The organism is Enterococcus sp. AZ088 (assembly GCF_051714845.1).
Classification (GTDB): Bacteria; Bacillota; Bacilli; order Lactobacillales; family Enterococcaceae; genus Enterococcus; species Enterococcus faecalis.
Map to the genome: position 1 here is coordinate 2,719,089 of NZ_JBIOSQ010000001.1, position 26,256 is coordinate 2,745,344.

Sequence of the window (26,256 nt, forward strand, 5' to 3'; positions counted from 1 at the left end):
TTAGTTTTCCCACCTCTATCCTCTTGTTTTACCTCCAGCTACGTTTGTGGTGATGCCTGTAATATAGCTTGAACGGTCTGATAAATAATAGCATACTAAGTCAGCGACTTCATGGAGTTTTCCGCTACGACCTAATGGAATCGTACTTGTTTTTGAATAACCTGCTCGCAATTGCTCCACAGAAATGTTTCGTGTATAAGCCAATGCTTCTTCGTATGCTAAAGTGCGCAAGCCCGTTTCTTCCATAATGCCTGGCGCAATCCCCACGACACGGACGTTTGATTTTCCTAACTCTTTAGCCCATGAACGTGTATAACTGCTGACCGCTGCTTTCGTTGCAGCGTAGGCGCTTTGCCCTTCGGAGCCTTCTAATCCAGCTTCTGAAGACATATTAATAATGACACCTGCTTGTTTTTGTACAAGAATCCGGCCCACTGCTTGGCTCATTAGGTAGAGCCCTTTTTGATTGATGGCTACAATTTTGTCGAATACCTCATCCGATAATTCATAAGGCCCATGAGGATGATTTTTATCCACCAATAGACGAGGAATATTGATTCCGGCGTTATTTACTAGGCCATCTACGGTTCCAAATTTTTCCACCACTTGAGCGACACCCGCTTCTACTTCTGCTCGAGAAGTTACATCGACTTTCACAAAGAGTAAATGCTCATGTTGCGTTTCTGATGCTGAAATATCAAAATTAGCGACATAGACCTCTTGTGCTAACAAGTTTTCAACAATGCTGCGACCAATACCAGATGAGCCTCCTGTAACAATCACTACTTTTCCTTTAATTCCTAACCAATCTGTCATTTGTTCCACTCCTATCATTTGTTTGCGCTTTCAGTATAGGTCAGTTTGTGAAATTATTTAAGACAGTCTTTTTTTGCAGCTTAGAAAAAAGAGTAGACTAATTCAAAACAAAAAAGCAGTTGCTTCTTCACAATCAATCATCCGTGAAGAAGCAACTGCTTCAAATTTTTATTATCTTTGCACTTTCGCGATTTTTCCTTGTTCGATGTAGACCATCAAAATGCTAATGTCAGCGGGGTTCACACCGCTGATACGGCTTGCTTGGGCAATCGTTTCTGGTTGGATTTTTTGTAGTTTTTGTTTTGCTTCTGTAGCCAAGCCGTTAATCGCTTGGTAATCAATGTTTTCTGGAATGCGTTTTTCTTCCATGCGTTTTAGTTTCTCAACTTTTTCCATGGCTTTTTTAATGTAGCCTTCGTACTTGATTTGAATTTCTACTTGTTCAATCACTTTCGGATCGAGTGCCTCTTCAGGTGCGGGGATAAATTGAGCGACTTCTTGATAACTGATTTCTGGGCGTTTCAGAAAATCTCTAGCTAAAATACCATCTTTTAAGCCAGCAGCGCCTTTGGTTTCCAAAAATGCTTGCACTTCTTTGGTTGGTTTAATCCGATGTTTGCCTAAGCGGGCAATTTCCGCTTCAACAGCCGCTTTTTTGACTAGATAGGCGGCATATTGTTCTTCTTTGACTAAGCCAATTTCATGACCCATTTCTGTTAAACGTAAGTCCGCATTGTCATGTCTTAAAATCAAACGATACTCCGCACGTGACGTTAATAAGCGATAAGGTTCGTTAGTGCCTTTTGTAACTAAATCGTCAATCATGACGCCAATATAGCCATCACTACGTTTTAAAACAAGAGGCTCTTTGCCTTGAATTTTCAATGCAGCATTAATTCCTGCCATCAAGCCTTGACCAGCAGCTTCTTCGTAGCCACTAGTTCCGTTCGTTTGACCTGCTGTATAAAGATTTTCAATGACCTTTGTTTCTAATGTTGGGCGTAATTGATGAGGGACTACCACATCGTATTCAATGGCGTAACCTGTACGCATCATTTCTACTTTTTCTAATCCTTCAATAGAATGAAGCATTTCTGTTTGGACATCTTCTGGTAAAGAAGTAGATAAGCCTTGGACGTAAACTTCTTCGGTATTCAACCCTTCTGGTTCCAAGAACAATTGGTGTCTTGGTTTGTCTGCAAAACGAACAATTTTGTCCTCGATGGATGGGCAATACCGAGCGCCCACACCTTCCACAATCCCAGTAAACATTGGGGCGCGGTGTAGATTTTTTTGAATAATTTCATGCGTTGTTTCATTCGTATAAGTTAACCAACAAGGTTCTTGGTTTTGATTGTAGGCACTATCTGGCGTGCTGTAACTAAAGTGGTTGGGTTCTTTATCGCCTGGTTGTTCCTCTGTCACAGAATAATCAATCGTACTTGATTTTACTCGCGGCGGCGTTCCTGTTTTAAAGCGATCGATTTCTAAACCTAATTCTTTTAAATGATTGGCTAAACCAACGGAAGGTTGCGAATTGTTTGGTCCTGAAGAATATTTTAATTCACCAATAATAATTTCGCCACGCAAGGCAGTACCGGCAGTAATCACCACTGCTTGACTACGGTATGCGGCACCTGTTGAAGTTACAACACCACGACAAACGCCATCTTCCACGATTAATTCTTCAACAATCCCTTGACGAAGGGTTAAATTTTCTTCTTTTTCAATGGTATGTTTCATTTCTGTCGCATAGGCATGTTTGTCGGCTTGCGCGCGCAACGCACGCACTGCTGGACCTTTACCAGTATTTAGCATCCGCATTTGGATGTAGGTTTTATCAATGTTTTTACCCATTTCGCCGCCTAATGCATCGATTTCTCGGACAACGACTCCTTTGGCAGGTCCACCAACAGAAGGGTTACATGGCATAAAAGCAACCATATCTAAATTAATTGTTAAAAGTAACGTTTTAACGCCCATTCGTGCGGCTGCTAAGGCTGCTTCAGAGCCAGCATGTCCAGCACCGACGACAATAACATCATATGATTCTGCTTGATATTGATTCATAAAAAATTCCTCTCTTGTCTTATTTTCCTAAACAAAATTGACTAAATAACTGTGTAATTAATTCATCTTGGACACTATCGCCGACGATTTCCCCTAAATAATCCCAACAACGGGTCATATCAATTTGAACTAAATCGACTGGCATACCTGCTTCGATGCCGTTAATCACTTCTTGTAACGAAAGCGCTGCTTGATCTAGCAAAGCAATATGACGTGTATTAGAAATATAGGTAGCATCTTTTTCGCCTGTTTGGCCGCCAAAGAAAAGATCAGCAATTTTCGCTTCTAACTGGTCTAAGCCTGTGTTTGACAACACCGAAACGGATAAAATTTCTTCTGCAGGGACTAATTCTTGTAATTCGTTAGGATCCAGTTTTGTCGGTAAGTCCATTTTATTTAAAAGAATAACGCGTTTTAAGCCTTTCGTTGCTTCCAACAGTTGACGATCTTCCTCTGTCAATTCTTCGCTTTGATTTAAGACTAACAAAATTAAATCCGAATCTGCTAACGCTTTGCGGCTGCGTTCGACACCAATTCGTTCCACAATGTCTTCTGTTTCGCGAATCCCCGCTGTATCAATTAATTTTAAAGGAACGCCGCGAACGTTAACGTATTCTTCAATGACATCACGTGTCGTTCCAGCAATATCTGTAACGATAGCTTTTTCTTCTCGTAACAGATGGTTTAACAAACTGGATTTCCCGACATTTGGTCGGCCAATAATTGCTGTACTTAGACCTTCTCGCAAAATTTTTCCTTGTTTAGCGGTCGTTAATAATTGTTGAATCTGCGCTTTCACAAATTCGGCTTTTTCTAAAAGTAATTTCGTGGTTAATTCTTCGACATCATCATACTCTGGATAATCGATATTAACTTCTACTTGTGCTAAAGTATTTAAAATTTCTTGTCTTAATGAACGAATTAACGCCGACAAGTTACCATCCAATTGATTCAATGCAACATTCATCGCTTTATCTGTTTTAGCACGGATTAAGTCCATCACTGCTTCTGCTTGTGAAAGATCCATTCGGCCATTTAGAAAAGCACGTTTTGTAAATTCCCCAGGTTCGGCCATTCGTGCGCCTTCACGTAACAGTAATTGCAGTAGTTGGTTCACCACGACAATGCCGCCATGACAGTTAATTTCTACCACGTCTTCTCGTGTAAATGTTTTCGGTGCCCGCATCACAGAAAGCATGACTTCATCAATCAATTGATCGTTTTGCGGATCAACAATATGACCATAATGAATCGTGTGCGTGGGGACTTTAGCTAAATCTTTAGTGCCTGACCGATAAACTTTGTTTGCAATAGCAACTGCTTGCTCGCCACTTAAACGAACAATACTAATCGCACCTTCACCTGGCGGCGTAGAAATCGCCGCAATTGTATCAAATTCCATTGTAGCTGATTGCATAATTAGCTTCCTTTCTTCATAACAACAAAAAAAGCGCCCACTCCTCCTGCATTAAAAAATTCAGGTTGGATTTAGCACTTTCACTGCTTGTTCCTTCGATTTTCTGAAAATAGAATAGCACATTTTATTCTATTTGGCAATTTTTCTTCATTAAATGGAACGAGAAAACGTATCATTGAGTGGGGAATTCTCAACAATACGTTTTCTCATCTATAGGAATTAAAGGAGAGAGCTAGTTTTTACGTTTGCGTTTGATGATTCCCATGCTCGCAAGGAGTGCGACAAAGGCGCCAAACAAACTTGTTGTCACGGCTGAGGACTCTTTTTCACCTGTACTAGGTAAGTAGCCTGTTTTCCCGTGATTTCCAGTGCCATAACTGATGGTACTTAGTTTCGGATTGTAGCCACTACCATTTGTACCGAGGCCATTGCCTAGTGAACCTAAGCCAGAACCTGTTGTACCTAAACCAGAACCTCCATTTGGATTTGAACCTGTGTTTGAACCATTCCCATTATTCCCGCCAGTTGCGCCATTGTTTCCTGTGTTGCCGCCTGTATTGCCGTTATTTCCGCCAGTGTTACCATTGCCTCCTCCAGGATTTGTTGGGTCGGCTGGCGTCATGAAGGTTGTAGCCGTACTGTAATGTCCTGCGCCATCGGTAGCTGTCGCAAGTAAACTTTGTTGAGCAGTCGCTTGTCCCGCTGTTAATTGGATAGCGAAGTTGCCTTCAGCATCGGTGGCACCTACAGCAATCACACTTCTTAATAGTCGGTTACTAATTTGAATGATTCGGTTTGGTTCAGCTGTTCCTTTGATGAGGTAGCCGGCTTTAGACGTTCCTAAAACTGAAGAAACAGTTGGTGCCGCAATTTTAATTTCTGGTTCTCCCGTAATATCGGCTGGCGTCATAAATGTGGTTTTAGGACTCACATTTCCTTGTGTATCTGTGGTTAGTGCGGTTAACGTTTCTTTTTCTGTTGCTAACCCTGCTGCAATATGAACGGAGAAGGTGCCTCCAGTAGTTGTATTGCCACTTGCCAATAATTGTTCACTGCTATTGTAAAATTGAACCGTGACATTTGGATCAGCAGTTCCAGTGACTGTATAGCCATTGGCTTTGTTTCCTTCAACTTTCGTAATAGTTGGCGCCGCTAAAACAACATCCGCTGGAATAACGGCTGTAGCTGGTTGACTTTCATTACCTGCGCCATCTTTGCTAATAATCGTAATCGTTTCTCCTGGTGTCACTACGCCAGCTGGTAGAGTCACCGTATATTGGCCGGTTTCGTTAGCAGTTGTAGCAGCAATGATGGTTCCGTCTGCGTCACGGACATCAATAGTGGTTTTTGGCTCCGCCGTTCCAGTGATTTCGTAACCTTTACTAGAATTTCCGGTAATAGAATCAATGGTTGGTGTGGCTAAGTCGGCTGGTGTAGTTGCTGTAGCCGGCTGACTTTCTTTCCCTGTTGCATTTTTCGCTACGACAGTTATTGTTTCGTTAGCTGAGGCCTTCCCTGGCTCTAAAGTCACTGTGTATTTGCCATCAGTTCCAGTAGTTGCCATGCCAAGGACTGTGCCATCGGCGTCACGCACCTCGACTGTTGTACCAACTTCTGCTGCTCCTACTACTTGATAGCCTTTTGTCGTGCTACCAGTGATTTTGTCAACAGTAGGTGTCGCGACTGGTGCATCTGGATCAGCAGGTGTTTTGAAAGCAGTCGGATTACTTTCTTTCCCAGCAGCATCTTTTGCAATGGCAGTTAAGGCTTCGTTGGCTGTTGCTGTGCCCGTCGGAAGAGTGATTGTAAAGGCGCCAGCACCATCAGTCGTTCCCGTAGCAATAACTAAACCTGCTTCATTGTGAATCTCAATGGTGACATTTGGCTCTGCCGTGCCAGTTACTTGATACCCAGTAGCAGTTGTTCCTGTGACATTCGTCACAGTCGGTGCTGCCACGGTTGCATCTTCAGGGACCGTCACTTCCGTTGGTTGACTTTCATTGCCGTCACCGTCTTTTCCAACAACTGTTAATGTATCACCAGGATTAGCGGCTCCCGCTGGAAGGTCCACAGTAAAGTTTCCTTGATCATCCGTTGTCGTTGTACCAATAATTGTTCCATCTGGGTTCCGTACTTCAATGGTGGTATTAGGGTCCGCCGTCCCAGTGATTTCATAACCAGTTGTTGAATCTCCAGTAATGTCACCAATTGTTGGTGTGGTAACATCAGCGGGTGTCATAGCTGTAGTTGGTTGACTCTCAAGTCCAGTATCATTTTTAGCAACTACATTCACTGTTTGTTTAGCTGTTGCTTTTCCTGAAGCTAACGTCACAGTATATTGGCCAGTCGGTCCAGTTATTGCGGTGCCTAAAACTGTTCCGTCTGTTGCACGAACTTCAATGGTGGTGCCAAGTTCAGCGGTACCTGTCACTTGATATCCTTGTGTTGTATTCCCAGTAACTTTGTCGACACTTGGCGGTGCCACTACTTCATCTGCTGGTGTTTGGAAGGTTGTCGGTGTACTTGTATTGCCAGCAGGATCTTTGGCTAACGCTGTCAATGTTTCATTCGCATTTGCCGTCCCAGCTGGAAGGTTCACGGCAAAGGAACCAGTCCCATCGGCAGTCCCTGTTGCAATCACGTTCCCATCTGCATCACGAATTTCGATGGTAGCATTCGGATCAGCGGTGCCTGTCACCTGATAACCAGCAACTGAATTACCTGTTACTCCTGTTACAGTTGGTGCTGTAACCGTGGCATCAGCAGGAACAAGGACTTCAGTCGGTTGACTTTCATTTCCCGCGTTATCCTTTCCAATCACTGTTAATGTATCCCCAGGATTGGTCGTTCCCGTTGGTAGCGTTACAGTAAAATCACCATTCGCATCAGAGGTACCTGTGCCAATGACTGCCCCAGCTGGATCACGAACTTCGATTGTTGTGTTAGGGTCTGCTGTTCCTGTAATTTCATAACCCGAACCAGAGTTGCCTGTGATGTTATCAACTGTTGGTGCAGTGACATCAGCTGGTGTTGTCGCCGTTGCTGGTTGACTTTCCGTGCCACTAGCGTTTTTCGCTACAACGCTCAGCGTTTGATTGGCTGTTGCTTTTCCTGGAGCTAAAGTCACTGTATATTTTCCATCAGTTCCAGTTGTTGCAGTACCAAGGACCGTGCCAGCTGCATCGCGAACCTCAATGGTGGTGCCAACTTCAGCAGTCCCTTTGACCTCATAGCCTTTTGTTGTACTACCTGTTACAGTCTCAACAATTGGCGTCGCCACGGGCGTATTAGGATCCGCTGGCGTTTGGAACGTTGTTGGCGTACTTTCTGTACCGCTGGCGTTTTTCGCTACGGCGGTTAACGTTTCATTGGCGCCTGCTTCACCTGCGGGAACGGTAACTGTAAATGCCCCTGTCCCATCAGCGGTACCTGTACCTATTACGGTGCCTCCTACATTTCGGATCTCAACCGTGGCATTGGCATCAGCAGTTCCTTTAACCTCGTAACCTGCCGTTGAATTACCTGTCACTCCTGTGATTGTTGGTGCGGTTACGGTTGTCTCATCCGCTAGTGTTTGGAACGTTGTTGGCGTACTTTCTGTACCGCTAGCGTTTTTCGCTACGGCGGTTAATGTTTCATTGGCGCCTGCTTCACCTGCGGGAATGGTAACTGTAAACGCTCCTGTCCCATCAGCGGTACCTGTGCCTATTACGGTGCCTCCTGCATTTCGGATTTCAACCGTGGCATTGGCATCGGCAGTTCCTTTAACTTCGTAACCTGCTGTTGAATTACCTGTTACTCCTGTGATTGTTGGTGCGGTTACTTCACTAGTAGTGCCTGCAGCAAAATAAATGTTGGATACACCGTCTGCTGTTGCTAATAAATTAACGTCTAAAAGATCTGTTTGAACGACTGTTCCTACAAAACGAGCATCTAAATTATTGGATAAATTTTGAGGTGTTGAAACGGTAGTTGGTAAAGTAACCGTGGTTGCGCCTAGTAAAGAAGCATCCACTAACTCATTTACGCCTGAACCACCAACCGCTAATAAAGGCAAAGCACCTGAAACAGCCACGTTCACCGTGCCTTTGACAGGAAGCAAGGCTGCATTTATAGCTGCGGCGACAAGATTACTTGGGATACTGGTACCTTTTGCCTCCAAAGCTTGAACTGCCGCATTCAAATCTTGTAAGATGTTTGAAACATTTTGGGCTAAAACTAACCCTAAACCATCACTAATCGGTGCACTAATGTATGAGCCGTCAGCTGCTAACGTTTCCGGAGCTGTAAATGAAGCAGCACCTAAGTTTTCAATGTTATTCACTAATTCCAATTGACGATTCACTTCCGTCAAATCAATATCAACACCAGTTAAATTCCCTAAAGCCCCACTGGTAATTTGAGTAATGACATTGGTTAAATCATTGGCTGCATTCAAAACGGCAGTCAAAAAAGTAACTTTTGAAAGATCAATCGTAACGTTGGTATTGATTGCTGCGCTGCCTGCTGCAGCTACATTTCCTCTTAACTCAGGAGGAACCACTAACACCGCTTGTTTTTGTCCACTAAACACAGCGGAAGCATCTGCTAAAGCGCCACCAGAAACCGTGAAATTAACTGGTTGATTTTGGTTTGCGGCTGTCCAACGATTACTCGTTGAAGTGCCACTGTCATTATTTGACGTAACATTTGATAATAGTTCGATATCCAAGACCGCTGCTGATGCACTGATTGTGCCAGAGGTAACAGCTATACTTACAGGGATTGCTAATGACGTAAATAATAAACCACTTGATATTGCTAAATTAAGCATCTTGCGTTTTGTCCATTTTTTATACTGACTTTTCCGATTAAAATCCTCAACAATTTTCTTTTTCATCTGATCGTCCCTCTTTTCTTTAAAATAAACGATAAATACCAAGATCATTAGCTTCCCCTAGTTGTTCATCTCCCCCTTTAGCGATTTAAATGGATTTAACACCTGCAGTTTAGTACATTTCCTCAGCTTTTCAAAATATAATGCTGTGAATTTTTATATAAAAATTCATTTGATAACAAGCATCCTAAATATGTTAAAAAACTCACTAATTCATTAGTGAGTTTTTATACAATGAGAGGAAAATGAGGAAGTTTATACGTTTCTCCCCAATCATTAAAGATAAATAAATTATTTTATTATAACTTATCGTTTGATAAATCGATAATTAAATAACGGAAAATTTTTTTATTTTTTTGAGAAATTCCACTATTATTTTTTCTGCTTCTTTGACTGTTTTTATCAATTTTATAGACATAAGTCATAAAAACTTTACATCAAAAAAATGACTCTAATCTATAACAATTTTTTCTGTTTTTAAGATTTTTTTTATGAAATTTTTTATATTAAAAAAATTTCATAAAAAAAAGACGACAGCCGTTTTTGAACGAATGCCGCCTTTTAGATAAACAAAAACCTGATTCTAAAAGAATCAGGTTTAGGAAAAGCAAATCAAGATTCGCTTCAACTGTTTATCATCGTATTTGTATACTCTGATAAGAATGATTTCGTAATAAAATATACTGTGTTTCGTGGTATTTGTCAATCGCTTTCTTGAATTCTCTTGAGACCTTTCCATAGGCATATAAGGTCAAAACAACTGACCAAATCAGCGTTGTAACTATCTTTTTAATTAAGGCGTCAGCCAATTTAATTTCATTAGTTTATCTAAAAACACCACCAAAGTTAAAGCATCTGCACTGCCGCCAATACTCCAATTTTTTTCTTTGAATAAGTGATTCAATCTTTCTAAGCAAAGGGTTCCCCGTAACGTTTGTGTCCCCCCTAAAGCAAAATATTCCTGGATTAACGGTTGATATATTTCAAAAATTTGGACATTTTGACTTCGTTTAATCAAATTCGTATCCTCAACATAGAGCGATAAATAAAGGAGCGTATCAATGAGTTTTTGTTGTTGTGTGCCTTGATGTTTTTGATAATAAGGCACTCCCTGTTCAAAGACAGCGGGATAGCCTTGTTGCGCCTCACCACGGATTCCAGTCAAGCCATGCTGAACAAATAGTCGTTCACCCCAAGTTAGTTTTTCTAGCTCATTCGTAGCGAGGTTTTCAAAGTCAGCCAATAAGTCTTGCGTCATTGTTTGAAGCGTTTGTTGAAACAATTGTAAGGTGCAAGGGGTCTCCCAAATCATTAAACGACCACAGATAGCTAAAAAAATACCTAGAGAAAAAATTGCTCCTTTATGTGTATTGATCCCTTCTGTTGCCTCAAACATCGCTCGTTCTGCTTCTAAACCAACTTGTCGAATCGCGCGAAATGTTGCCTCAATCGGCAAATGACGTAGCTCTGTCCCAGCTTGAACGAAGGTTTCAAAATAAGGAGTCAAAACCACACTACTTTCTAAAAAAGTGAAAACATCCATATCTTGATGGGCGCCTGCATCGACTGGATCCACCAAGCCTGGTTTATTTAAACAGGTCACTTCATAGAGTAGTGCCAATTGTGCTTGCTGCGCTAATTTACTCCTTGCTTGCTTTGTCATTGCCTTTTACGTCCCTTCTTCTGTGCCGTGGTCTTTTCTTGTTTTATATAGTCTAGTACAGCATTAAAAACCGTGTCAACTACGCCGCCATCAAATACATTAGGTATGAATTTTTCTGCTGTGGGTTCTGAAATCATAGCGGCCAAGCTTCGTGCTACTGTCATTTGCAAACCGACATCGACTTTTCTGCCTTTCGCTGCCAATAACCCTTTAAAAAGACCTGGAAAAGCTAAAATGTTGTTCACTTGATTCGGATATTTGGAAGAACCAGTTGCTAATAAACGGACGCCATTGGCTTGGGCGAGGGCTGGTTCAATTTCTGGTTTAGGATTTGCTAAAGCAAAGATAATTGGGTCTTGGTTCATTGATTTAATCAGGGCTGGCGTTAGCACATCCGCTTCTGATAAGCCTAAAAAAACGTCCTGATTGACGACAGCGGTGGCTAAATCTTTGTTTTCTACTGATGGTTTTATTACCTGTCGAAGCAAAGCACGTTGGTAAGGATTCAATGTCGGGTCTTCTTCTCTTAAAACACCTTGGCGATCTACTAAGGTAAGATGCGTAATTCCCGCTTGAATACATAACTTAGCGGTCGCTACACCAGAAGCACCAACTCCGTTAATCACCACACGCAATTGATTTAAAGGTTTTCCTTTAATTTTGGCTGCGTTGATTAGCCCAGCTAAAACGACAATGGCTGTGCCTTCTTGGTCATCATGATACACAGGAATGTTCAAACGTTGTTGAAGTTTTTCTTCAATTTCAAAACATTTTGGTGCAGAAATATCTTCTAAATGGATTCCTGCAAAACTATTTTGTAAATTTTCAATTGTTTGAACCATCTCGTCCACTGATTTTTGTTCCAGTGCTAAAGGAATAGCATCGACCCCCGCCAAATTTTTATAAAGCAAAGCTTTGCCTTCAACAATTGGCAAGCCCGCTTGCGTGCCCATATTGCCGAGACCCAGAACAGCTGACCCATCTGTAATAACCGCAATTAACTTACCACTAATGGTCCACTCGCGCGCTAATTCATGATTTTGAGCAATCATTAAACTCAATTCTGCGACACCAGGTGTATACATTTTGGCTAAATCATGATGGTTTAATACCGCTTCTGTTGCTTCAAGACTTAGCACACCAATATTTTTTTGATGAATTGCTAGAACTTCTTCTAACACATTGTCACTTCCTTTCACGGGCTGCCTTTTTTCTATTTGATGAAGCAAGGGTTTGAACAACCGTTATCGTCGCTCAAACCCTTGCTTCTTTATACATTTGCGGAGCACTTGCCCGTTCTATTCTGGCAAGTCAAGTTTGACTGTCACTTTCTGTAACGGTACATCGTAAAAAGGATCTTCGCGACGTCCTAAAAAGTCTTTTCCTTGTTGTGGGAACATCGCATATAATAGGACATCCTCTTCAGATTTTGCGTATTGTTGGATTTCCTTTTCTAAACTATGCAACTCTGGTTTCAATAAATCCGCTGGTCGACAAGTAATTACTTCTTCATCCCCAATGATTTTTTGCTTAATCTCTTCTGCGATAGGTGCTGGTGATTTGCCGTATTCTCCGCGCACATAATCTTTGATTTCATTCGGTATTAAGGAATATCTTTCCCCAGAAATCACATTCATTAAGGCTTGTGTTCCGACCATTTGTGAAAGCGGCGTAACTAGTGGTGGATACCCTAAATCCGCTCTTACTTTAGGTACTTCAGCTAAAACTTCTTCATATTTGTCTTGTAAACCTTGCTCCGTTAATTGACTTAATAAGTTTGATAACATACCACCAGGCACTTGATAAATCAAGGTTTTCGGTTCCGTATCTTTAACTTTAGGGTTTAAAATGCCTTCACTTCTAAAGCGATCACGAATCGGATTGAAATAGTCAGCAATCTCTGTTACTTTTTCCATATTTAAACCTGTTTCAAAGCCTAAATCTTCTAACGCAATGGCTACAGATTCTGTGGCTGGTTGACTCGTACCGCCAGCGAAAGAAGAAATAGCTGTATCGATGATATCCGCACCTGCTTCAGCAACTTTTAAATAGGTCATCTCAGAAATACCACTAGTCGCATGCGTATGCACCTCTAAAGGTAAATCAATGGCATCTTTCATTTTGCTCACTAATTCAAAACCCGTTTGTGGCGTCAAAACGCCTGCCATATCCTTAATACAAATGGAATCCGCTCCTGTTTGACTCAATTCTTTGGCTAATTTTACAAAGTAATCGATGGTATGAATTTCACTCGTGGTATAAGAGATCGCTGCTTGACAGTGTCCGCCAGCTTCTTTTGTTGTTTGAATTGCTGTTTGTAAATTACGGACATCATTCAAGGCATCGAAAATACGAATAATATCAATCCCATTTTCAACTGATTTTTCGACAAAGGCCCGCACCACATCATCAGCGTAATGACGATATCCTAGTAAATTTTGTCCTCGTAATAACATTTGAAGTTTGGTATTTTTAACTTCTTTGCGAATTTGGCGAAGACGTTCCCAAGGATCCTCGTTTAAATAGCGGACACAGGAATCAAACGTTGCCCCGCCCCACATTTCTAATGCATGAAATCCTGCCTCGTCCATTGTTTTAATAATCGGCAGCATATCTGAGGTTGGCATCCGTGTTGCAATTAAACTTTGTTGCCCATCCCGTAGCACCGTTTCTGTAAAACGAATTTTTTTACTCACTTGGCTGCTCCTTTCGTGTCAAAATTATTTCTGTTATTTTTTCTTGCATTGCTTCAAGACTGTGACGTCGATTTCGTCCACAGACTTTCGCCTCTTCTTGGCACATAAAACAGCGCCGTGGTGGCAAGCCTAAATCTCCTCGATGAAGGCTTTTTAGTTCCTCATTTCCCCATAAAACATCTAGGTCCACTAAACGACCATAAGGATGTGTTTCTTCAATTTTGACCATTCTTTGTTTTAACTCTTGCGGGGCTAACGAAACCGCCAAATAATATTCAGGCCCTGTCTTTTCATTCCGGTAAAAATTAACAATCGGTACTTGATCCAGCAATTGTTGCTCGACTTCGTCAATTACTTCTAAAAAAACATCCGTTAAGGTGGGCGAATTTTTTACTTCTCCAGGAATATTCATTGTGGCAGATAAGAGACTAGCTTCTGGTGCTGTTTCTAACAACTCCTTCTGTGTAGCAGCTCTTTGTTCGCGAGCATCCAACATCTCTAAAAGTGTTACTTTTTCCCCATTAAACATTGCGTACCACATCAATTAGACTACCATCTCGGTATTCAATTAACGCAACGACTTTGTCTCCATATTTAATTGGTTCCGGGGTGCCAACAATGTTGTAGGCTTTGTCTTTCAACTCTTCTAACGTAAACTGAGGAACATCTAAAGTTTTAAAACAATCAATTAAGTCTGTTCTTTTTGGATTGATTGCAATGCCGACTTCTGTTACTACGACATCGACACTCGTACCTGGTGTAACGACTGTATTTACTTGCTCAACAATTGTTGGAATCCGTCCACGAACAAGTGGTGCAATCACTAGACTCATTTTACAAGCCATACTTGTATCGGAATGTCCGCCAGAAGCACCACGGATAACACCATCTGAACCAGTAATGACATTTACATTAAAATCTGTGTCCACTTCTAAAGCAGATAAAATAGCTGTGTCTAATTGATTAATAACCGCCCCTTTGCTAAGCGGTGAAGCATACATATTGGCATCAATTTCATAATGATTGGCATTTTCTCCTAAAGAAATAGCTGATGGATGATCAAAATCTTGGACGTCAATAATTTTTTCTACTAAGCCTTCTTCCAAAAGTTCCACCATTGCATTCGTAATTCCGCCTAAAGCGAAACTTGCTTTAATGCCATCTTTAAGCATTTGTTCTCTCATGAACCGCGTAACTGCTAGTGAAGAGCCACCTGTTCCTGTTTGGAATGAGAAGCCTTCTTTGTAGTAAGGAGAATGTGTAATTATTTTTGCAGCATATTCAGCAATCAATAATTCTTTAGGATTCTTTGTAAAACGTGTTGCGCCTTTGGCAATTCCATCTGGATCACCAATTGCATCAATTTCTACCACATAATCAACATCTGTTTGTGGAATACTGATAGGGGTATTAGGATATGGTACTAATGTGTCAGTAATGATGACCACTTGATCCGCATATTTTGCATCGACCATCGCATATCCAAGAGAACCACAGGTAGCTTTTCCTTTGGTTCCATTCGCATTTCCATAAGCGTCTGAACTTGGTGCACCTAAGAAAGCTACATCAATATGGATATCGCCTGCTGCTACTGCCCGTGCCCGGCCACCATGTGAACGAATCACCACAGGATTTTCCATGATACCTGCTGAAATAGCGGCGCCTACTTTATCTCTCAAACCTGAAGAAGTAATGTTGGTGACTACTCCATTTTTAATGTGTTCGATCAAAGGTTCATGAACATTTGCAATTGAACTAGGTGCAATCGAAATGTTTTTCAGCCCCATGGCGGCAATCTCGGCTAAAACTAAATTCATCACATAGTCTCCTTCACGGAAATGGTGATGGAAAGAGATGGTCATGCCATCTTTTAAACCTGTTTTTTCAATTGCTTCACGAATACTTCCTAAAAGTTTTGTCTCCCGAGGTTTCACTGGTTTAATTGCTCGGCTCGCTTCTTGATAAGCATCAATGTGTGCTAATTCTCCTTCATAAATGCCGTATTGCTCTGCATAAGATTGAGGAATGTCTTTGCCTACTTTATTTACTACCATGTCTATATTTCCTCCTCGGTAATTAATTTAGCCGCCAATGCTAACGCAATGACCCGTTCAGCTCGTTCAACAATTGGTTTATCAACCATTTTTCCATTTACGGAGATAACACCGGAACCTTTTGCTTCGGCTTCCCGAATGCCCCAGATTACTTCCTTAGCATTCTGGATTTCTTTTTCTGTTGGCGCATAAATAGTATTAACTAATGGGATTTGACGAGGGTTAATCACCGATTTCCCATCGAAACCTAGCTGTTTAATCAAACGAACTTCGGCTTCAAAGCCTTCCGTATTGTCTACATCTGAATAGACCGTATCAATAGCTGCAATCCCAGCTGCTCGAGCGGCATGTAAAATCATGCTACGAGCAAAGAATAGTTCTTGACCATCTGGATGGCGCCGTGTTTTCATATTGGTAACATAGTCTTCGGCGCCTAACGCGATGCCAATCAAGCGAGTTGAACTTTTGGCAATCGCGGGCGCATTTAGAACACCTTCAGCCGATTCGATGGCAGCCATCATTTTCGTTGTTCCTACGGGAATGTCATTTTGCTGTTCTACTTCTGTAATGACTGCCTCGACATCAATGATATCTTGGGCTGTTTCTGTTTTTGGTAAACGAATCACATCGACACCAGCTAAGACCATTGCTTCAATATCTTCTGCGCCACCGGCATCTAAAGCATTGATCCGAACAACAATTTCAATATTGCCATAATCGAAAGTTTTCAAAGCAGAATGGACTAAAACACGGGCAGAGTCTTTTTCTTTTAATGAAACTGCATCTTCTAAATCAAACATGATTGAATCTGCCCCATACAAAGGTGCATCTCTTAGCATTGCTGCGTTCGCTCCAGGGACAAACATCATTGTTCTTCTTAAACGTTCCATGAGTCCAACTCCTTCCAATCATACGTTTCTTTTTCAGCGCCTCGATGTAAAACTGTAATCATCCGAGCTTTGATCGTACAATCTAATGCCCCTTTATCAATCGCCTTGACCGCAACGCCTTGGACATCTAAATGTTCCAAAGTTGTCGTAATCACCTGACGAATTTGATTGCCAAATTGTTTTTCGACACTACTTTCTAATTCAATGGTATTTTCTGTTGATTCAATGGGTTGGACGGTAATCATAATATCACTTGATTCTACTGTCCCTGCAGTAGCATTTTTGATAATCTTCACTTTCTTCACCTCATTAGTTTCTTGTGTTCTACTAAGTATTGATAACTTGTTGCTGGTAAAAACTTCTTGAGTGTCTCTTTGTCGCCTTCAGCCATCGCTTTGCGAACTTTCGTCGCACTAATCAGCTCTCCATCAATCGCTAATCGCGGGACAATGGTTAGCGTTATCGTTTGTCCGAAAACTTGTTGCATTGCTTGATTGTAGACATCGGTCACTTCTGAATAAGGCTCTTCTCCCACATAACGTTGCTGAATTTCAAGTATTGGCGCAATTCTTTCTTTAAATAACGTTGCATCAAGCGTTGCTTGAATTGCAGCTACCTCTAATGGCGCTTTTTCTTTCAAAAAATAGGTAGGAAAAGTCGCAGACGAAACTAAGTAATCTTCTGTAGATAGGACTGTCACATTGGGTAAATGGGCGACCCCTTTTTGCACCATTGCGAAACGTGCTTCTTTTGAAAACAGCGATTTATCTTCAGATAAAACAAACACATAAACGTGTGGACTTTCTTTGGCTGCTTTTTCGACTAAGTACTGATGGCCTTTCGTAAAAGGATTTGCATTCATGACAATGCTACTGGCTGGCCCTGCTTTTTTATGCTGTGTCAGGTAACCAAGATAATCGGCAAAATCTGGTTTGCCTTGCTCCATAAATAGCACCTCTTGATTCGCAACCACTTTTTGAAAGCCTAGCGACTGAAAAATTTGTTCATTTTTTGGTTTTGTATACAAAAAACTGTGTAATTGGTTTTCTTCTCTCAGTTTTTCAAGTAGATGAACCACCAATTGGGTTAACAAGTTTTCAGATTGATATTTTTTACAAACGGCCACGCACTTAATCGTTTTGCCTGAAAGCGAGCCAGAGGCGATTAATGCTGTGTCATCATATATGCCAACGGTGTAATCAAGTGCTTCTGTCGTTTGCAATGCGGCTTTTTCCATTAATTCGCGCCAAGCTTGATAAGCTTTTTTATCTTTTTGCAACCAGATTCTTTTCATTGTATATACGCTACTCACAGCAATAACCTCCTTTATTTTTTAATTGGAAATAATTTTGTTAGTAATTTAGATGCTAGATAAATGATAAATAAAACAACGAAAACGCCGCCCCAACCAAAACCTAACAGTTCAAAAGCAATTTTTAAATCTTCCATGTTAACAGACATGTATTCGTTCTCCTTTCCGTCCTATGTTAAAAAGGCTAATAGTAAGCCGCCAGCAATTACAGAAGCGATTTGTCCTGAAACGTTGGCACCAGCAGCATGCATTAAAATAAAGTTTTGTGGGTCTTCATCCGTAGCCATTTTTTGAATAACCCGACTAGACATTGGGAAAGCGGAAATACCCGCAGCACCAATCATGGGATTGATTTTTTCTTTTCTAAATAAATTCAAGAATTTAGCAAAAAGCACGCCGCCGACTGAATCCATAATAAAGGCGACTAACCCTAAGCCAATAACCATCAATGTATCGACTTTTAAGAACTCTGCATAGTTCATGCTAACGGAAATAGATAGTCCTAGCAAGATACTAATAATATTTACCAATTCATTTTGAGCTGTAATGGATAAGCGGTCCAAAACGCCACATTCTCTTAATAAGTTCCCAAACATTAAGAAACCAACTAATGGTAATGACACCGGCGCAATTAACCCTGCGACAATCGTAATAACAACCGGGAAAAGAATTTTCGCTGTTTGAGAAACTTCACCGGCCCGATAAGTCATACGGATCCGACGTTCGGCTTTCGTCGTCACTGCTTTAATCGCTACTGGTTGAATAATCGGAACTAACGCCATGTAGGAGTAAGCGGCAACCATTATGGCCCCCATGTATTTTGAATGTAAGGTATTTGCTACGAAAATAGACGTTGGACCATCAGCGGCACCAATAATCCCAATCGAAGCAGCATCGTTTAAATCAAAACCTAATAAAACAGCCATAATAACTGTAAAGAAAATCCCAAACTGTGCAGCGGCACCAAACATCAACATAAACGGATTTTGTAACAATGGCCCGAAATCAATCATTGCCCCAATCCCAATAAATAATAATAACGGGAATAATTCTGTTTTTATTCCAAAATCAAAAAGAACATTAAACGGACCTGGCTCGCCGCCAGCGCTCAATACGCCGGAATTGGGAAAGTTCACTAAAATCGTTCCTAAACCCATCGGCACTAAAAGTGTTGGTTCATACTCTTTTTTTATTCCTAAATACATTAATAGTCCACCAATCAGCATCATCACAATGCGTCCTGGTTCTTGGCCCATTCCTATAACACCTTGAATCAGTGTCTCCACACAAATCACTTCCTCTTCTTAAATTAATTCTAGTTAATTGTTATTAATGGTTCCCCTGGATTCACAATTTGGCCTTGGGTAACATGAATTCCTGTTACCGTACCTGCTTTTCCTGCAACGATTTCATTTTCCATCTTCATTGCTTCTAAAATTAACAATGGTTGGTTCTCAGACACCGTATCACCAACATTGACTAATACTTTTAACACAGTTCCTGGCATTGGCGCAGGCATTGCATCTGCTCCTGCTGGCTGTGCTGCTGGCGCTGGGGCTTCTTCAACAGCAGGGGCTGGTGTTTCTGTCGTAGCAACTGGCGCTGTTGGTTGTGGCGCAACAGGTGCTGGTTGTGGGACGCCACCGATTTCTTCCATCTCGACTAAATATTCTTTCCCATCAATTGAAATTTTAAATTTGCGTAACATAATGATCCTCCTCAAGGTTTTGTTTTGAAATTCTTTTGACAACTAGCTGAGACTCTTCTGAAAGCTCTGCAGCTATACTGGCTGCAATAATGGCAACTTCTTTTGCTTCTGGATTTCGTTTTGCGATTTTTTTGATAACAAAACGACTTTCTGGAAACTCTCCTGCTGCGATGGCAGTGGCCACAATACTTACCAATTGATATTCTTTTGGCTCAGCAGGAATATATGCTGGTATATCTATCCATCGCTTTTCCAAGTTATCCGCTTCACGTCGGATAACGCTTTCATTAATCTCGGTATCCTGCGTGTGTTGCTCTTTCTTGAATAAGGACTTAAATAGGCCCATATTGTCTCTCCTTTCACTAATTCTTGGTATACGTTCATTATAGAAAAAACCGTTAAAAAACCTAGTGAAAACACTAGCTCAGATTGTTCTTTTATTGTTTATTTTGTGAAAAAAACTCTGTAAACATTGGTATATAAGCATTTATCAGCCGTTAAGATTCTATTAATATTATATTAAGTTATTAATAAGAATTTGATTGTTGAATTGTTTTTTTGATGTTCTTTTTGTTTTAGGCTATTTATTCTCTGCGAAAGTTTGTATATTCTCACACTATAGACAAACACAAAAAATATTTTTTGTTGTAAACCAGAATACTGTGAAACATTTCTCATGGCTATTCTTTTTTATTAACACCGGTTGTTAACGCTTACAAAAAAGTTCTAAAAAAGAAAGGAAGAAAAACATGTTACTCACTATTTTAGCTTATGGTATGATTATCATCTTTATGTATGTAATCATGAAAAAGAAATTGTCACCGTTTACATCTTTAGTAATTATTCCTCTTATTTTTACTTTGATTGCAATTGCAACTGGAGTAGCGAGTCCGCCACCTGGTGCTGACGGTGTTGTCCCTGAAGTCAACATTGGGAATTTCGTCTTAGATGGGATTTCAACTACTTCAAAAACTGGTATTATGTTATTATTTGCCATTCTTTACTTCTCTATTATGTTGGATGCTGGTTTGTTTGACCCAATCACTAAAAAAATGATTTACTTTGCTAAAGGCGACCCAATGAAAGTCTTGATGGCTACTGCGGTAGTTGCTGCTGCTGTTTCCTTAAACGGAGATGGAACAACTACGACCTTGATTTGCTGTTCTGCGTTTATTCCCATCTACAAAAAACTTAATATGAAATTGATGAATTTAGGTGTGCTTGTTATCTTACAAAACACCATTATGAACTTATTACCTTGGGGCGGTCCAACAGCTCGTGCCATGACCGTACTAGAAGTTGATGCCGACATTCTTTCTTATTTAGCACCTGGTATGATTTTATCTGTATTGTATGTTATCTTCTTTGTTGCTTATCGCATGGGGAAAAAAGAACGTGCTCGCTTAGGCGTGACAACGCTTACTGATAAAGAATTGGAAGAAATGACTATTGTTAACGATCCTGAGTTATTAGAAATCCGTCGTCCAAAGAATTTTGCATTCAATGGTATTTTAACGATTATCTTAATCGGTTGGTTAGTCCTAAGTTCATTCGTTGGTCAATTAGGTTTGCCTTCGTGGATTGAAATGCCACCGCTATTATTATTCCTAGTTGGTACTTGTATCGCTTTAATGATCAACTATCCAAAATTAAAAGATCAAAGCAGCCGCATCAGTGCAAATGCTGGTGACGCTGTGCAAGTAGTTATCTTAGTTTTTGCTGCTGGCGTCTTCATGGACTTATTCCAAGGTTCTGGTATGGCCAATGCCTTAGCAAATAGCTTTGTTAATATTATTCCAAAACAATTAGCCGGCGCTTGGGGCTTAGTGATTGCGTTCATTTCAGCACCAGGAACATTCTTTATTTCAAACGATGGTTTCTATTTCGGTGTCTTACCAGTCCTAGCAGAAGCTGGACGTTCTTATGGATTTGACAATATGTCTATGGCTTTAGCTTCCTTAATGGGGCAAGCGTTCCACTTATTAAGTCCATTAGTGGCATTTATTTACTTGCTATTACGTTTAACTGGTTTAGATATGGGCCAATGGCAAAAAGAATCGGCAAAATATGCCTTAGGAATTTTCGTTATTTTCGTTGTTACAATTGTTGCTTTAGGTCACATGCCTTTATTTATTCCACAAAATTAAACGTCGTCGCTGAAACCGTAGGAGTGCCTTTTCTCCTCGGTTTTCTTTTCATTTTGTCTTTTCTTGCGTTATATTTTCATTTTTAATATTATATTTATTATCTATAAAAATAACCTATAGGGAGGTGCCTCATATGAATCCAACGGTTGAAGCAGTAAAACGGAACTTAGATTTAACCAGCAGTAAACCTCTAAAAATTTGTACCTACGAAGCCTTTAAAAAAACCATTATTTTAGGGGATATTCCTGCGGGTGAACGGATTAACGAAAAAGAATTTTCCGAGCAATTAAACATTAGTCGGACGCCCATTCGCTTTGCTTTACAAGAATTGGTCAAAGAACAATTGGTGGAACATATACCTATGGTGGGTATCGTGGTTAAAGGGATTAGTATGAAAGATGCTTATGAAATTTATGATATTCGTAAATCTTTGGACACTTTAGCAACCATTAAAGCCATGGAACTCATGACACCAGAAGATTTTGATGAATTGGAAGCCTTACTTCTCGAAGGAGAACAATACAATAAAAATAACCAAGTAGATGACTTACTACAGAACTTTTCAGATTTTAATTCCTTTATTTATACTAAGAGTCAGATGCTACGTTTAAAAAAAATTGTGACTGATCTCCATGCTTACTTAATCTATTTCAGAGATATTGCGATTCGTGCCTCAGAACGTCGTAGTATTGCCCTAGAAGAACATTGGTTAATTTTCCGTGGAATGAAAACAAAGAATATTGACCAGATTACACTTTTAACCCATGAACATCTAAATCGTTCGCTTCAATTTATTTTGAAAGAAATGGAACGTCGGCAAATTGAATAAGCAAAAAAGACCCGCAGTCGCTCGTGCAACTTCGGGCCTTTTTTCATTTTTTTTGTACGCAACCATCTGGCGTAAAGGTATAACCAATGCCCCAAACGGTCCGCAGGTAACAAGGTTCTTTCGGGTTTTCTTCTAATTTACTTCGTAAACGATTAATAAAAACCATAATCGTATTCGCATCGACATCCCCAGTACCCCAAACACTGCTGTAAATTTGTTCTTTAGAGAATACTTGCTCGGGATTCTCCAGAAAAAATTGAATTAATTGAACTTCTTTCGAAGACAATGAAATAGGTAAATCCTTTTTAAATAGTTGATAACGACCATAATCAAAACGGAAATCGCCTACCTGTAGCTCTTCTTTTTTATAAACATTCAATTGTTTTCGAATCATTCGAGCTCGATTCAACGAAGCAATCACCTGAGCCTTAAAAACATTCAAGGAAAAAGGTTTCGTTATATAACTATCCACGCCCATTTCCAAGGCTGCAATGATATCCTCTTCTTCTTTTTTGCTACTAAAAAAGATAATTGGCACTAGTGGATATTTCTCTCTAATCATTTGGACTAAGTAGTAACCATCGCTGTCATGTTCCAAGTTATCATCTAAAATGAACAAATCAAAGGTAACTCTGGACACGATATCTTTTGTTTTTTCAATTGATTCACTTTGGTAAATAAGAATACCTGTTGATTGTAATGCTTTCCAAATCAAGCGACGAACTGCTGCATCATCATCTACAACCAGTATTTTCTCCGTACGCATACCTGTTGCTCCCCCTACGTCTCTTTACAAAACTTTTTCATTTGAATTTACTACTGGAGTAATTACTGATTATCATAACATAAAAAAAGAAACGGAGACGGCTAAAAAATCATTTAACAAAGAAACGTTGGCAACTATTCAGTCCCTGCTGAGAGTTGCCAACGTTTCTTTGTTTGTTTAAAAATACTTCTTAACTGGTTCAACCACTAAATACCGATAAGGTTCATCCCCTTCAGAATGGGTTTTGATTTGCTCATCTTTACTTAGCGTGTGATGAATTTGTTTTCTTTCAAAAGCCGGCATTGGTTCCAAGAAGACTGGCCGCCCAGTACGTTTGGCTTTTTCCGCGGTGCGTTTCGCTAAACGTTCCAAAATTTCATGACGTTTTTCACGATAATTTCCGACATTCACAACAATCGATAGCTTATTGCTTGCAATGCGGTGAATAAAGACTTGCGCTAAATACTGTAACGCATTTAACACTTTTCCGTGTTTTCCAATTAAGATACCTTGTTTTTCTGTTTCTAAATGGAAGATAATATTGCCATTCTCGCGCGCTATGCGAACCATGGCAGGGGCGTTCAGTTCATTTGAAATATTCGTTAAATACATCGCTAATTCAGTAATAGCAGCTTCGTCTTCCAGATTTTCTAAAGAATGTGTTGATTCCTCTGAGAGACTAGGAATTGCTTCGGTTAATTCCTCAACTGCTTCTTCCACTGCTGTTGCTTCATCGGCAACAACAATATCTTCCACTGTTTCTTCGACCGCTTCTGTGACTTGCTCACTAATCGTTGGTTCCATTGAAATTTGGGCAAGTTTTTTTCCTAGACCTAAAAATCCTTTTTTTCCTTCGTCTAACACATCAATTGTAACATCCTCTTTGGTTAAACCAAGTGCTTGTAAGCCTTTCTGCGTTGCTTCTTCGATTGTATTTCCTTCATAAATCGGCATCTGAACGACCTCCTTTATTTTTTCTTCCCTTTTTTCTTAGGACTTTTTGCTCGTTCAAGCGCTCGCTCCCGTGCTTTGGCTTGACGTGCTGCTTCCTCCCGCTCTTTACGGATTTTGAATGGATTGTTTAATAACAATGTTTGCCCTGTTTGGAAGGCATTTGAGACCACCCAGTAAAGAGATAAACTGCTGGCTAATGAAATCCCCATAAAGAAGATCATCGCTGGCATAACGTAATTCATAATTTTCAGTGAGGCATTTGTTTCTAGTTGGCTCATACTTGAAAGATACGTACTAGCAAACGTAAAGACAGCTGCTAAAATCGGTAAAATTAAATACGGATCCGGCTTATCGAGGCTTAACCACAAGAACGTTCCTTCTTTTAACTCAGGCACGCGTGAAATGGCTTGATACAAAGCCATCATGATTGGTAGTTGAACCAACAGTGGTAAACAGCCAATGTAAGGATTCACATTATTCTCTGCATACAAACGTTGCTGTTCTTCTCGGAATAAGCGTTGTGTTTCAGGATCTTTTGAAGAATATTTTTGTTGCAAGGCCTTTAATTGCGGTTGCAACTCTTGTGTTTTACGCATACTCTTCGTTTGGAAATGCATCAACGGCAATAAAATAATCCGGATGACTAACGTAAATAGGATAATCCCAATTCCGACACTGCCGCCTAATGATAGGAACTTAATCGCTTGGGCAAAATAATAAACAATGTATCGATCCCAAATTCCTGTACTACTTTCACTTACGGGCGCGGTTCCGCAGGCGGATAAAACAAAGACTAAGGTCACTAACCCAGCCATTAATAATAAGCGCTTATACTTCTTCACTACTCAATTCCCTCTCTTACATCTAATATTTTAGCTAAATTTAACACATGTGTTAAATTAGCTTTCACTTCTTCAGACGATAACTTTTCCAATCCTGGACGTGCAATCACGATAAAATCAATTTCTGGAGAGATACGGTCTTTTAATTGAAATAAACTCGCGCGGATTTTCCGCTTCACAGCATTTCTTGTGACCGCGTTTCCAATTTTCTTCCCAACAGAAATCCCCACTCGAAAATGGGCTTGTTGTGGTTTCTCTAAAACGTACACCACGAAACGACGATTTGCACAAGATTGTTTTTTATTAAACACCTGTTGAAATTCTTTTTCTTTCTTGACACGGTAGGACTTTTTCATCGGCATCCCTTTGTTTCTATATTTTTTTACTTCTTAATAATAATAGCATATTTCCGCTCTTTTTTAGTAGCCTTTTCTATAGAATCCTGCTTTCTTTTATTGAAAACAGAAAAAGAACCCTTAGTTATCTTCACATCTTCCAAAAAATTATGGAGATAACTAAGGGTTCTTAGAAATTGACTGTTTAAAAGACCAGACCATCATTAAGCAGAAATAACTTTTCTACCTTTACGACGACGGCTTGCTAATACGCGACGGCCATTTTTAGTGCTCATACGTTTACGGAATCCGTGAACTTTTTGGCGTTTACGTTTGTTTGGTTGATACGTTCTTTTCATGCAATTACACCTCCTGAAATTGTAACTATCCATCAATATATAGACATACTTTGATAGTATAACGAGTAATAGGGTCTTTTGTCAATAAAATTTAAGAAATATTTCCTGAGAAAGATTCGTTTCAATTATCCACAAATTAAATTTTCCTGTGAGTAGCTTGTGGATAGTTTTCCACATTTTTTTCTGTTCACAGCCATTTTTCCACTAGTTTTACACAAAAAAACAGCCTGTTAAAAAGTTTTACACAGGTGTTTTTTTAGCTGTTGATAAGTTATTGAAACATGATTGTGTCAAGCTTAATTATTCTCAACTTTTTGTGGATAACTCATTCAACAACCACTTTCTTCCGCAAGTGTCGACACCCTGTGGAAAACTTTTTTCACCCTTGTGTACTTTTTTTCCACATTGAACAATTGCTTGTGGAAAAAGTTTTAAAAAAATGCTAAAATCGACTATGCTCATTCTTTTAAGTTATCCACATTTTTTAGATAACCAAAATTTAAACATATAGGAGGTCACTGT

23 protein-coding genes are annotated in these 26,256 nt (G+C 40.1%); 2 read left to right on the plus strand and 21 right to left on the minus strand.

Going from position 1 to position 26,256, the window contains the following annotated elements:
- Positions 1 to 15: 15 nt before the first annotated feature.
- The 16 genes from IGL17_RS13085 to IGL17_RS13160 all read right to left on the minus strand — a co-directional run bounded on the left by IGL17_RS13085 (position 16) and on the right by IGL17_RS13160 (position 19,848).
- The gene (locus IGL17_RS13085) at positions 16 to 816 is read right to left on the minus strand and encodes an SDR family oxidoreductase (protein ID WP_025193378.1); all 801 of its coding nucleotides are present in this window, start codon (positions 814 to 816) and stop codon (positions 16 to 18) included.
- A gap of 171 nt (positions 817 to 987) precedes the next feature.
- Positions 988 to 2,886: a tRNA uridine-5-carboxymethylaminomethyl(34) synthesis enzyme MnmG gene (mnmG, locus tag IGL17_RS13090; RefSeq protein ID WP_016618484.1), complete on the minus strand. Its 1,899-nt coding sequence runs from the start codon at positions 2,884 to 2,886 to the stop codon at positions 988 to 990.
- Positions 2,887 to 2,905: 19 nt separating this feature from the next.
- Positions 2,906 to 4,303: a tRNA uridine-5-carboxymethylaminomethyl(34) synthesis GTPase MnmE gene (gene mnmE / locus IGL17_RS13095; RefSeq protein WP_002355989.1), complete on the minus strand. Its 1,398-nt coding sequence runs from the start codon at positions 4,301 to 4,303 to the stop codon at positions 2,906 to 2,908.
- 232 nt (positions 4,304 to 4,535) lie between these two features.
- Positions 4,536 to 9,230 carry an Ig-like domain-containing protein gene (locus IGL17_RS13100; RefSeq protein ID WP_202255394.1) on the minus strand — a complete coding sequence of 1,565 codons (4,695 nt, stop codon included), beginning with the start codon at positions 9,228 to 9,230 and terminating at the stop codon, positions 4,536 to 4,538.
- A 742-nt stretch (positions 9,231 to 9,972) separates the two neighbouring features.
- Positions 9,973 to 10,842, minus strand: a complete 870-nt coding sequence (gene citG / locus IGL17_RS13105) for a triphosphoribosyl-dephospho-CoA synthase CitG (RefSeq protein ID WP_016618488.1) — start codon at positions 10,840 to 10,842, stop codon at positions 9,973 to 9,975.
- Positions 10,839 to 12,023, minus strand: coding sequence for an NAD(P)-dependent malic enzyme (locus IGL17_RS13110; protein ID WP_010707911.1), 1,185 nt, complete (start codon positions 12,021 to 12,023; stop codon positions 10,839 to 10,841). The genes citG and IGL17_RS13110 overlap by 4 nt, the downstream gene beginning before the upstream one ends.
- A gap of 117 nt (positions 12,024 to 12,140) precedes the next feature.
- Positions 12,141 to 13,538, minus strand: a complete 1,398-nt coding sequence (locus tag IGL17_RS13115; protein WP_002355994.1) for an oxaloacetate decarboxylase subunit alpha — start codon at positions 13,536 to 13,538, stop codon at positions 12,141 to 12,143.
- A complete protein-coding gene (gene citX / locus IGL17_RS13120) occupies positions 13,531 to 14,067 on the minus strand; it encodes a citrate lyase holo-[acyl-carrier protein] synthase (RefSeq protein WP_016616669.1) in 537 nt (178 codons plus the stop codon). The genes IGL17_RS13115 and citX overlap by 8 nt, the downstream gene beginning before the upstream one ends.
- Positions 14,060 to 15,592, minus strand: coding sequence for a citrate lyase subunit alpha (gene citF / locus IGL17_RS13125; protein ID WP_002355996.1), 1,533 nt, complete (start codon positions 15,590 to 15,592; stop codon positions 14,060 to 14,062). The genes citX and citF overlap by 8 nt, the downstream gene beginning before the upstream one ends.
- A 2-nt stretch (positions 15,593 to 15,594) precedes the next feature.
- Positions 15,595 to 16,482 (minus strand): citrate (pro-3S)-lyase subunit beta, encoded by an 888-nt coding sequence (gene citE / locus IGL17_RS13130; RefSeq protein ID WP_002355998.1) that lies wholly within the window; start codon positions 16,480 to 16,482, stop codon positions 15,595 to 15,597.
- Positions 16,470 to 16,778 (minus strand): citrate lyase acyl carrier protein, encoded by a 309-nt coding sequence (gene citD, locus IGL17_RS13135; RefSeq protein WP_002355999.1) that lies wholly within the window; start codon positions 16,776 to 16,778, stop codon positions 16,470 to 16,472. Before citD ends, citE begins: the two co-directional genes overlap by 13 nt.
- Positions 16,779 to 16,783: 5 nt before the next feature.
- On the minus strand, positions 16,784 to 17,776 hold the full coding sequence (citC, locus tag IGL17_RS13140) for a [citrate (pro-3S)-lyase] ligase (RefSeq protein WP_071646868.1): 993 nt from the start codon (positions 17,774 to 17,776) through the stop codon (positions 16,784 to 16,786).
- 32 nt (positions 17,777 to 17,808) lie between these two features.
- Positions 17,809 to 17,943 carry an OadG-related small transporter subunit gene (locus IGL17_RS13145; RefSeq protein ID WP_002356001.1) on the minus strand — a complete coding sequence of 45 codons (135 nt, stop codon included), beginning with the start codon at positions 17,941 to 17,943 and terminating at the stop codon, positions 17,809 to 17,811.
- Between the two features lie 21 nt (positions 17,944 to 17,964).
- Entirely contained in the window at positions 17,965 to 19,080 is a 1,116-nt protein-coding gene (locus IGL17_RS13150; RefSeq protein ID WP_002383526.1) for a sodium ion-translocating decarboxylase subunit beta, read from the minus strand.
- A 29-nt stretch (positions 19,081 to 19,109) separates the two neighbouring features.
- Positions 19,110 to 19,502, minus strand: a complete 393-nt coding sequence (locus IGL17_RS13155; protein ID WP_016618491.1) for an acetyl-CoA carboxylase biotin carboxyl carrier protein subunit — start codon at positions 19,500 to 19,502, stop codon at positions 19,110 to 19,112.
- Positions 19,486 to 19,848, minus strand: coding sequence for a hypothetical protein (locus tag IGL17_RS13160; RefSeq protein WP_010707913.1), 363 nt, complete (start codon positions 19,846 to 19,848; stop codon positions 19,486 to 19,488). The genes IGL17_RS13155 and IGL17_RS13160 overlap by 17 nt, the downstream gene beginning before the upstream one ends.
- 403 nt (positions 19,849 to 20,251) lie before the next feature.
- On the opposite strand from IGL17_RS13160, the gene IGL17_RS13165 reads away from it, so the two are divergent.
- Positions 20,252 to 21,649, plus strand: a complete 1,398-nt coding sequence (locus IGL17_RS13165) for a CitMHS family transporter (RefSeq protein WP_438839750.1) — start codon at positions 20,252 to 20,254, stop codon at positions 21,647 to 21,649.
- A gap of 133 nt (positions 21,650 to 21,782) precedes the next feature.
- The gene (locus tag IGL17_RS13170) at positions 21,783 to 22,478 is read left to right on the plus strand and encodes a GntR family transcriptional regulator (RefSeq protein WP_002356006.1); all 696 of its coding nucleotides are present in this window, start codon (positions 21,783 to 21,785) and stop codon (positions 22,476 to 22,478) included.
- Between the two features lie 43 nt (positions 22,479 to 22,521).
- Here IGL17_RS13170 and IGL17_RS13175 read toward each other — a convergent pair whose 3' ends face one another.
- The 5 genes from IGL17_RS13175 to rpmH form a co-directional block, all read right to left on the minus strand.
- Positions 22,522 to 23,244 (minus strand): response regulator transcription factor, encoded by a 723-nt coding sequence (locus tag IGL17_RS13175; protein WP_002363545.1) that lies wholly within the window; start codon positions 23,242 to 23,244, stop codon positions 22,522 to 22,524.
- 177 nt (positions 23,245 to 23,421) lie between these two features.
- The gene (gene jag / locus IGL17_RS13180; RefSeq protein ID WP_002361456.1) at positions 23,422 to 24,198 is read right to left on the minus strand and encodes an RNA-binding cell elongation regulator Jag/EloR; all 777 of its coding nucleotides are present in this window, start codon (positions 24,196 to 24,198) and stop codon (positions 23,422 to 23,424) included.
- Between the two features lie 14 nt (positions 24,199 to 24,212).
- Positions 24,213 to 25,040, minus strand: a complete 828-nt coding sequence (locus IGL17_RS13185) for a YidC/Oxa1 family membrane protein insertase (protein ID WP_002356010.1) — start codon at positions 25,038 to 25,040, stop codon at positions 24,213 to 24,215.
- A complete protein-coding gene (gene rnpA, locus IGL17_RS13190) occupies positions 25,040 to 25,396 on the minus strand; it encodes a ribonuclease P protein component (protein ID WP_002356011.1) in 357 nt (118 codons plus the stop codon). Before rnpA ends, IGL17_RS13185 begins: the two co-directional genes overlap by 1 nt.
- Positions 25,397 to 25,599: 203 nt before the next feature.
- On the minus strand, positions 25,600 to 25,734 hold the full coding sequence (rpmH, locus tag IGL17_RS13195; RefSeq protein ID WP_002356012.1) for a 50S ribosomal protein L34: 135 nt from the start codon (positions 25,732 to 25,734) through the stop codon (positions 25,600 to 25,602).
- Positions 25,735 to 26,256: the final 522 nt, after the last annotated feature.

Excerpts from the sequence above, each read along its gene's own strand:
- IGL17_RS13160 (WP_010707913.1), bottom strand. The coding sequence starts at position 19,848 with ATGGGCCTATTTAAGTCCTTATTCAAGAAAGAGCAACACACGCAGGAT.
- jag (WP_002361456.1), bottom strand. The coding sequence starts at position 24,198 with ATGCCGATTTATGAAGGAAATACAATCGAAGAAGCAACGCAGAAAGGC.
- citG (WP_016618488.1), bottom strand. The coding sequence starts at position 10,842 with ATGACAAAGCAAGCAAGGAGTAAATTAGCGCAGCAAGCACAATTGGCA.
- rpmH (WP_002356012.1), bottom strand. The coding sequence starts at position 25,734 with ATGAAAAGAACGTATCAACCAAACAAACGTAAACGCCAAAAAGTTCAC.
- IGL17_RS13155 (WP_016618491.1), bottom strand. The coding sequence starts at position 19,502 with ATGTTACGCAAATTTAAAATTTCAATTGATGGGAAAGAATATTTAGTC.
- IGL17_RS13085 (WP_025193378.1), bottom strand. The coding sequence starts at position 816 with ATGACAGATTGGTTAGGAATTAAAGGAAAAGTAGTGATTGTTACAGGA.
- citC (WP_071646868.1), bottom strand. The coding sequence starts at position 17,776 with ATGAAAAGAATCTGGTTGCAAAAAGATAAAAAAGCTTATCAAGCTTGG.
- citF (WP_002355996.1), bottom strand. The coding sequence starts at position 15,592 with ATGGTAGTAAATAAAGTAGGCAAAGACATTCCTCAATCTTATGCAGAG.
- rnpA (WP_002356011.1), bottom strand. The coding sequence starts at position 25,396 with ATGAAAAAGTCCTACCGTGTCAAGAAAGAAAAAGAATTTCAACAGGTG.
- citE (WP_002355998.1), bottom strand. The coding sequence starts at position 16,482 with ATGGAACGTTTAAGAAGAACAATGATGTTTGTCCCTGGAGCGAACGCA.
- IGL17_RS13175 (WP_002363545.1), bottom strand. The coding sequence starts at position 23,244 with ATGCGTACGGAGAAAATACTGGTTGTAGATGATGATGCAGCAGTTCGT.
- citX (WP_016616669.1), bottom strand. The coding sequence starts at position 14,067 with ATGTTTAATGGGGAAAAAGTAACACTTTTAGAGATGTTGGATGCTCGC.
- mnmG (WP_016618484.1), bottom strand. The coding sequence starts at position 2,886 with ATGAATCAATATCAAGCAGAATCATATGATGTTATTGTCGTCGGTGCT.
- IGL17_RS13145 (WP_002356001.1), bottom strand. The coding sequence starts at position 17,943 with ATGTCTGTTAACATGGAAGATTTAAAAATTGCTTTTGAACTGTTAGGT.
- mnmE (WP_002355989.1), bottom strand. The coding sequence starts at position 4,303 with ATGCAATCAGCTACAATGGAATTTGATACAATTGCGGCGATTTCTACG.
- IGL17_RS13170 (WP_002356006.1), top strand. The coding sequence starts at position 21,783 with ATGAATCCAACGGTTGAAGCAGTAAAACGGAACTTAGATTTAACCAGC.
- IGL17_RS13165 (WP_438839750.1), top strand. The coding sequence starts at position 20,252 with ATGTTACTCACTATTTTAGCTTATGGTATGATTATCATCTTTATGTAT.
- IGL17_RS13100 (WP_202255394.1), bottom strand. The coding sequence starts at position 9,230 with ATGATCTTGGTATTTATCGTTTATTTTAAAGAAAAGAGGGACGATCAG.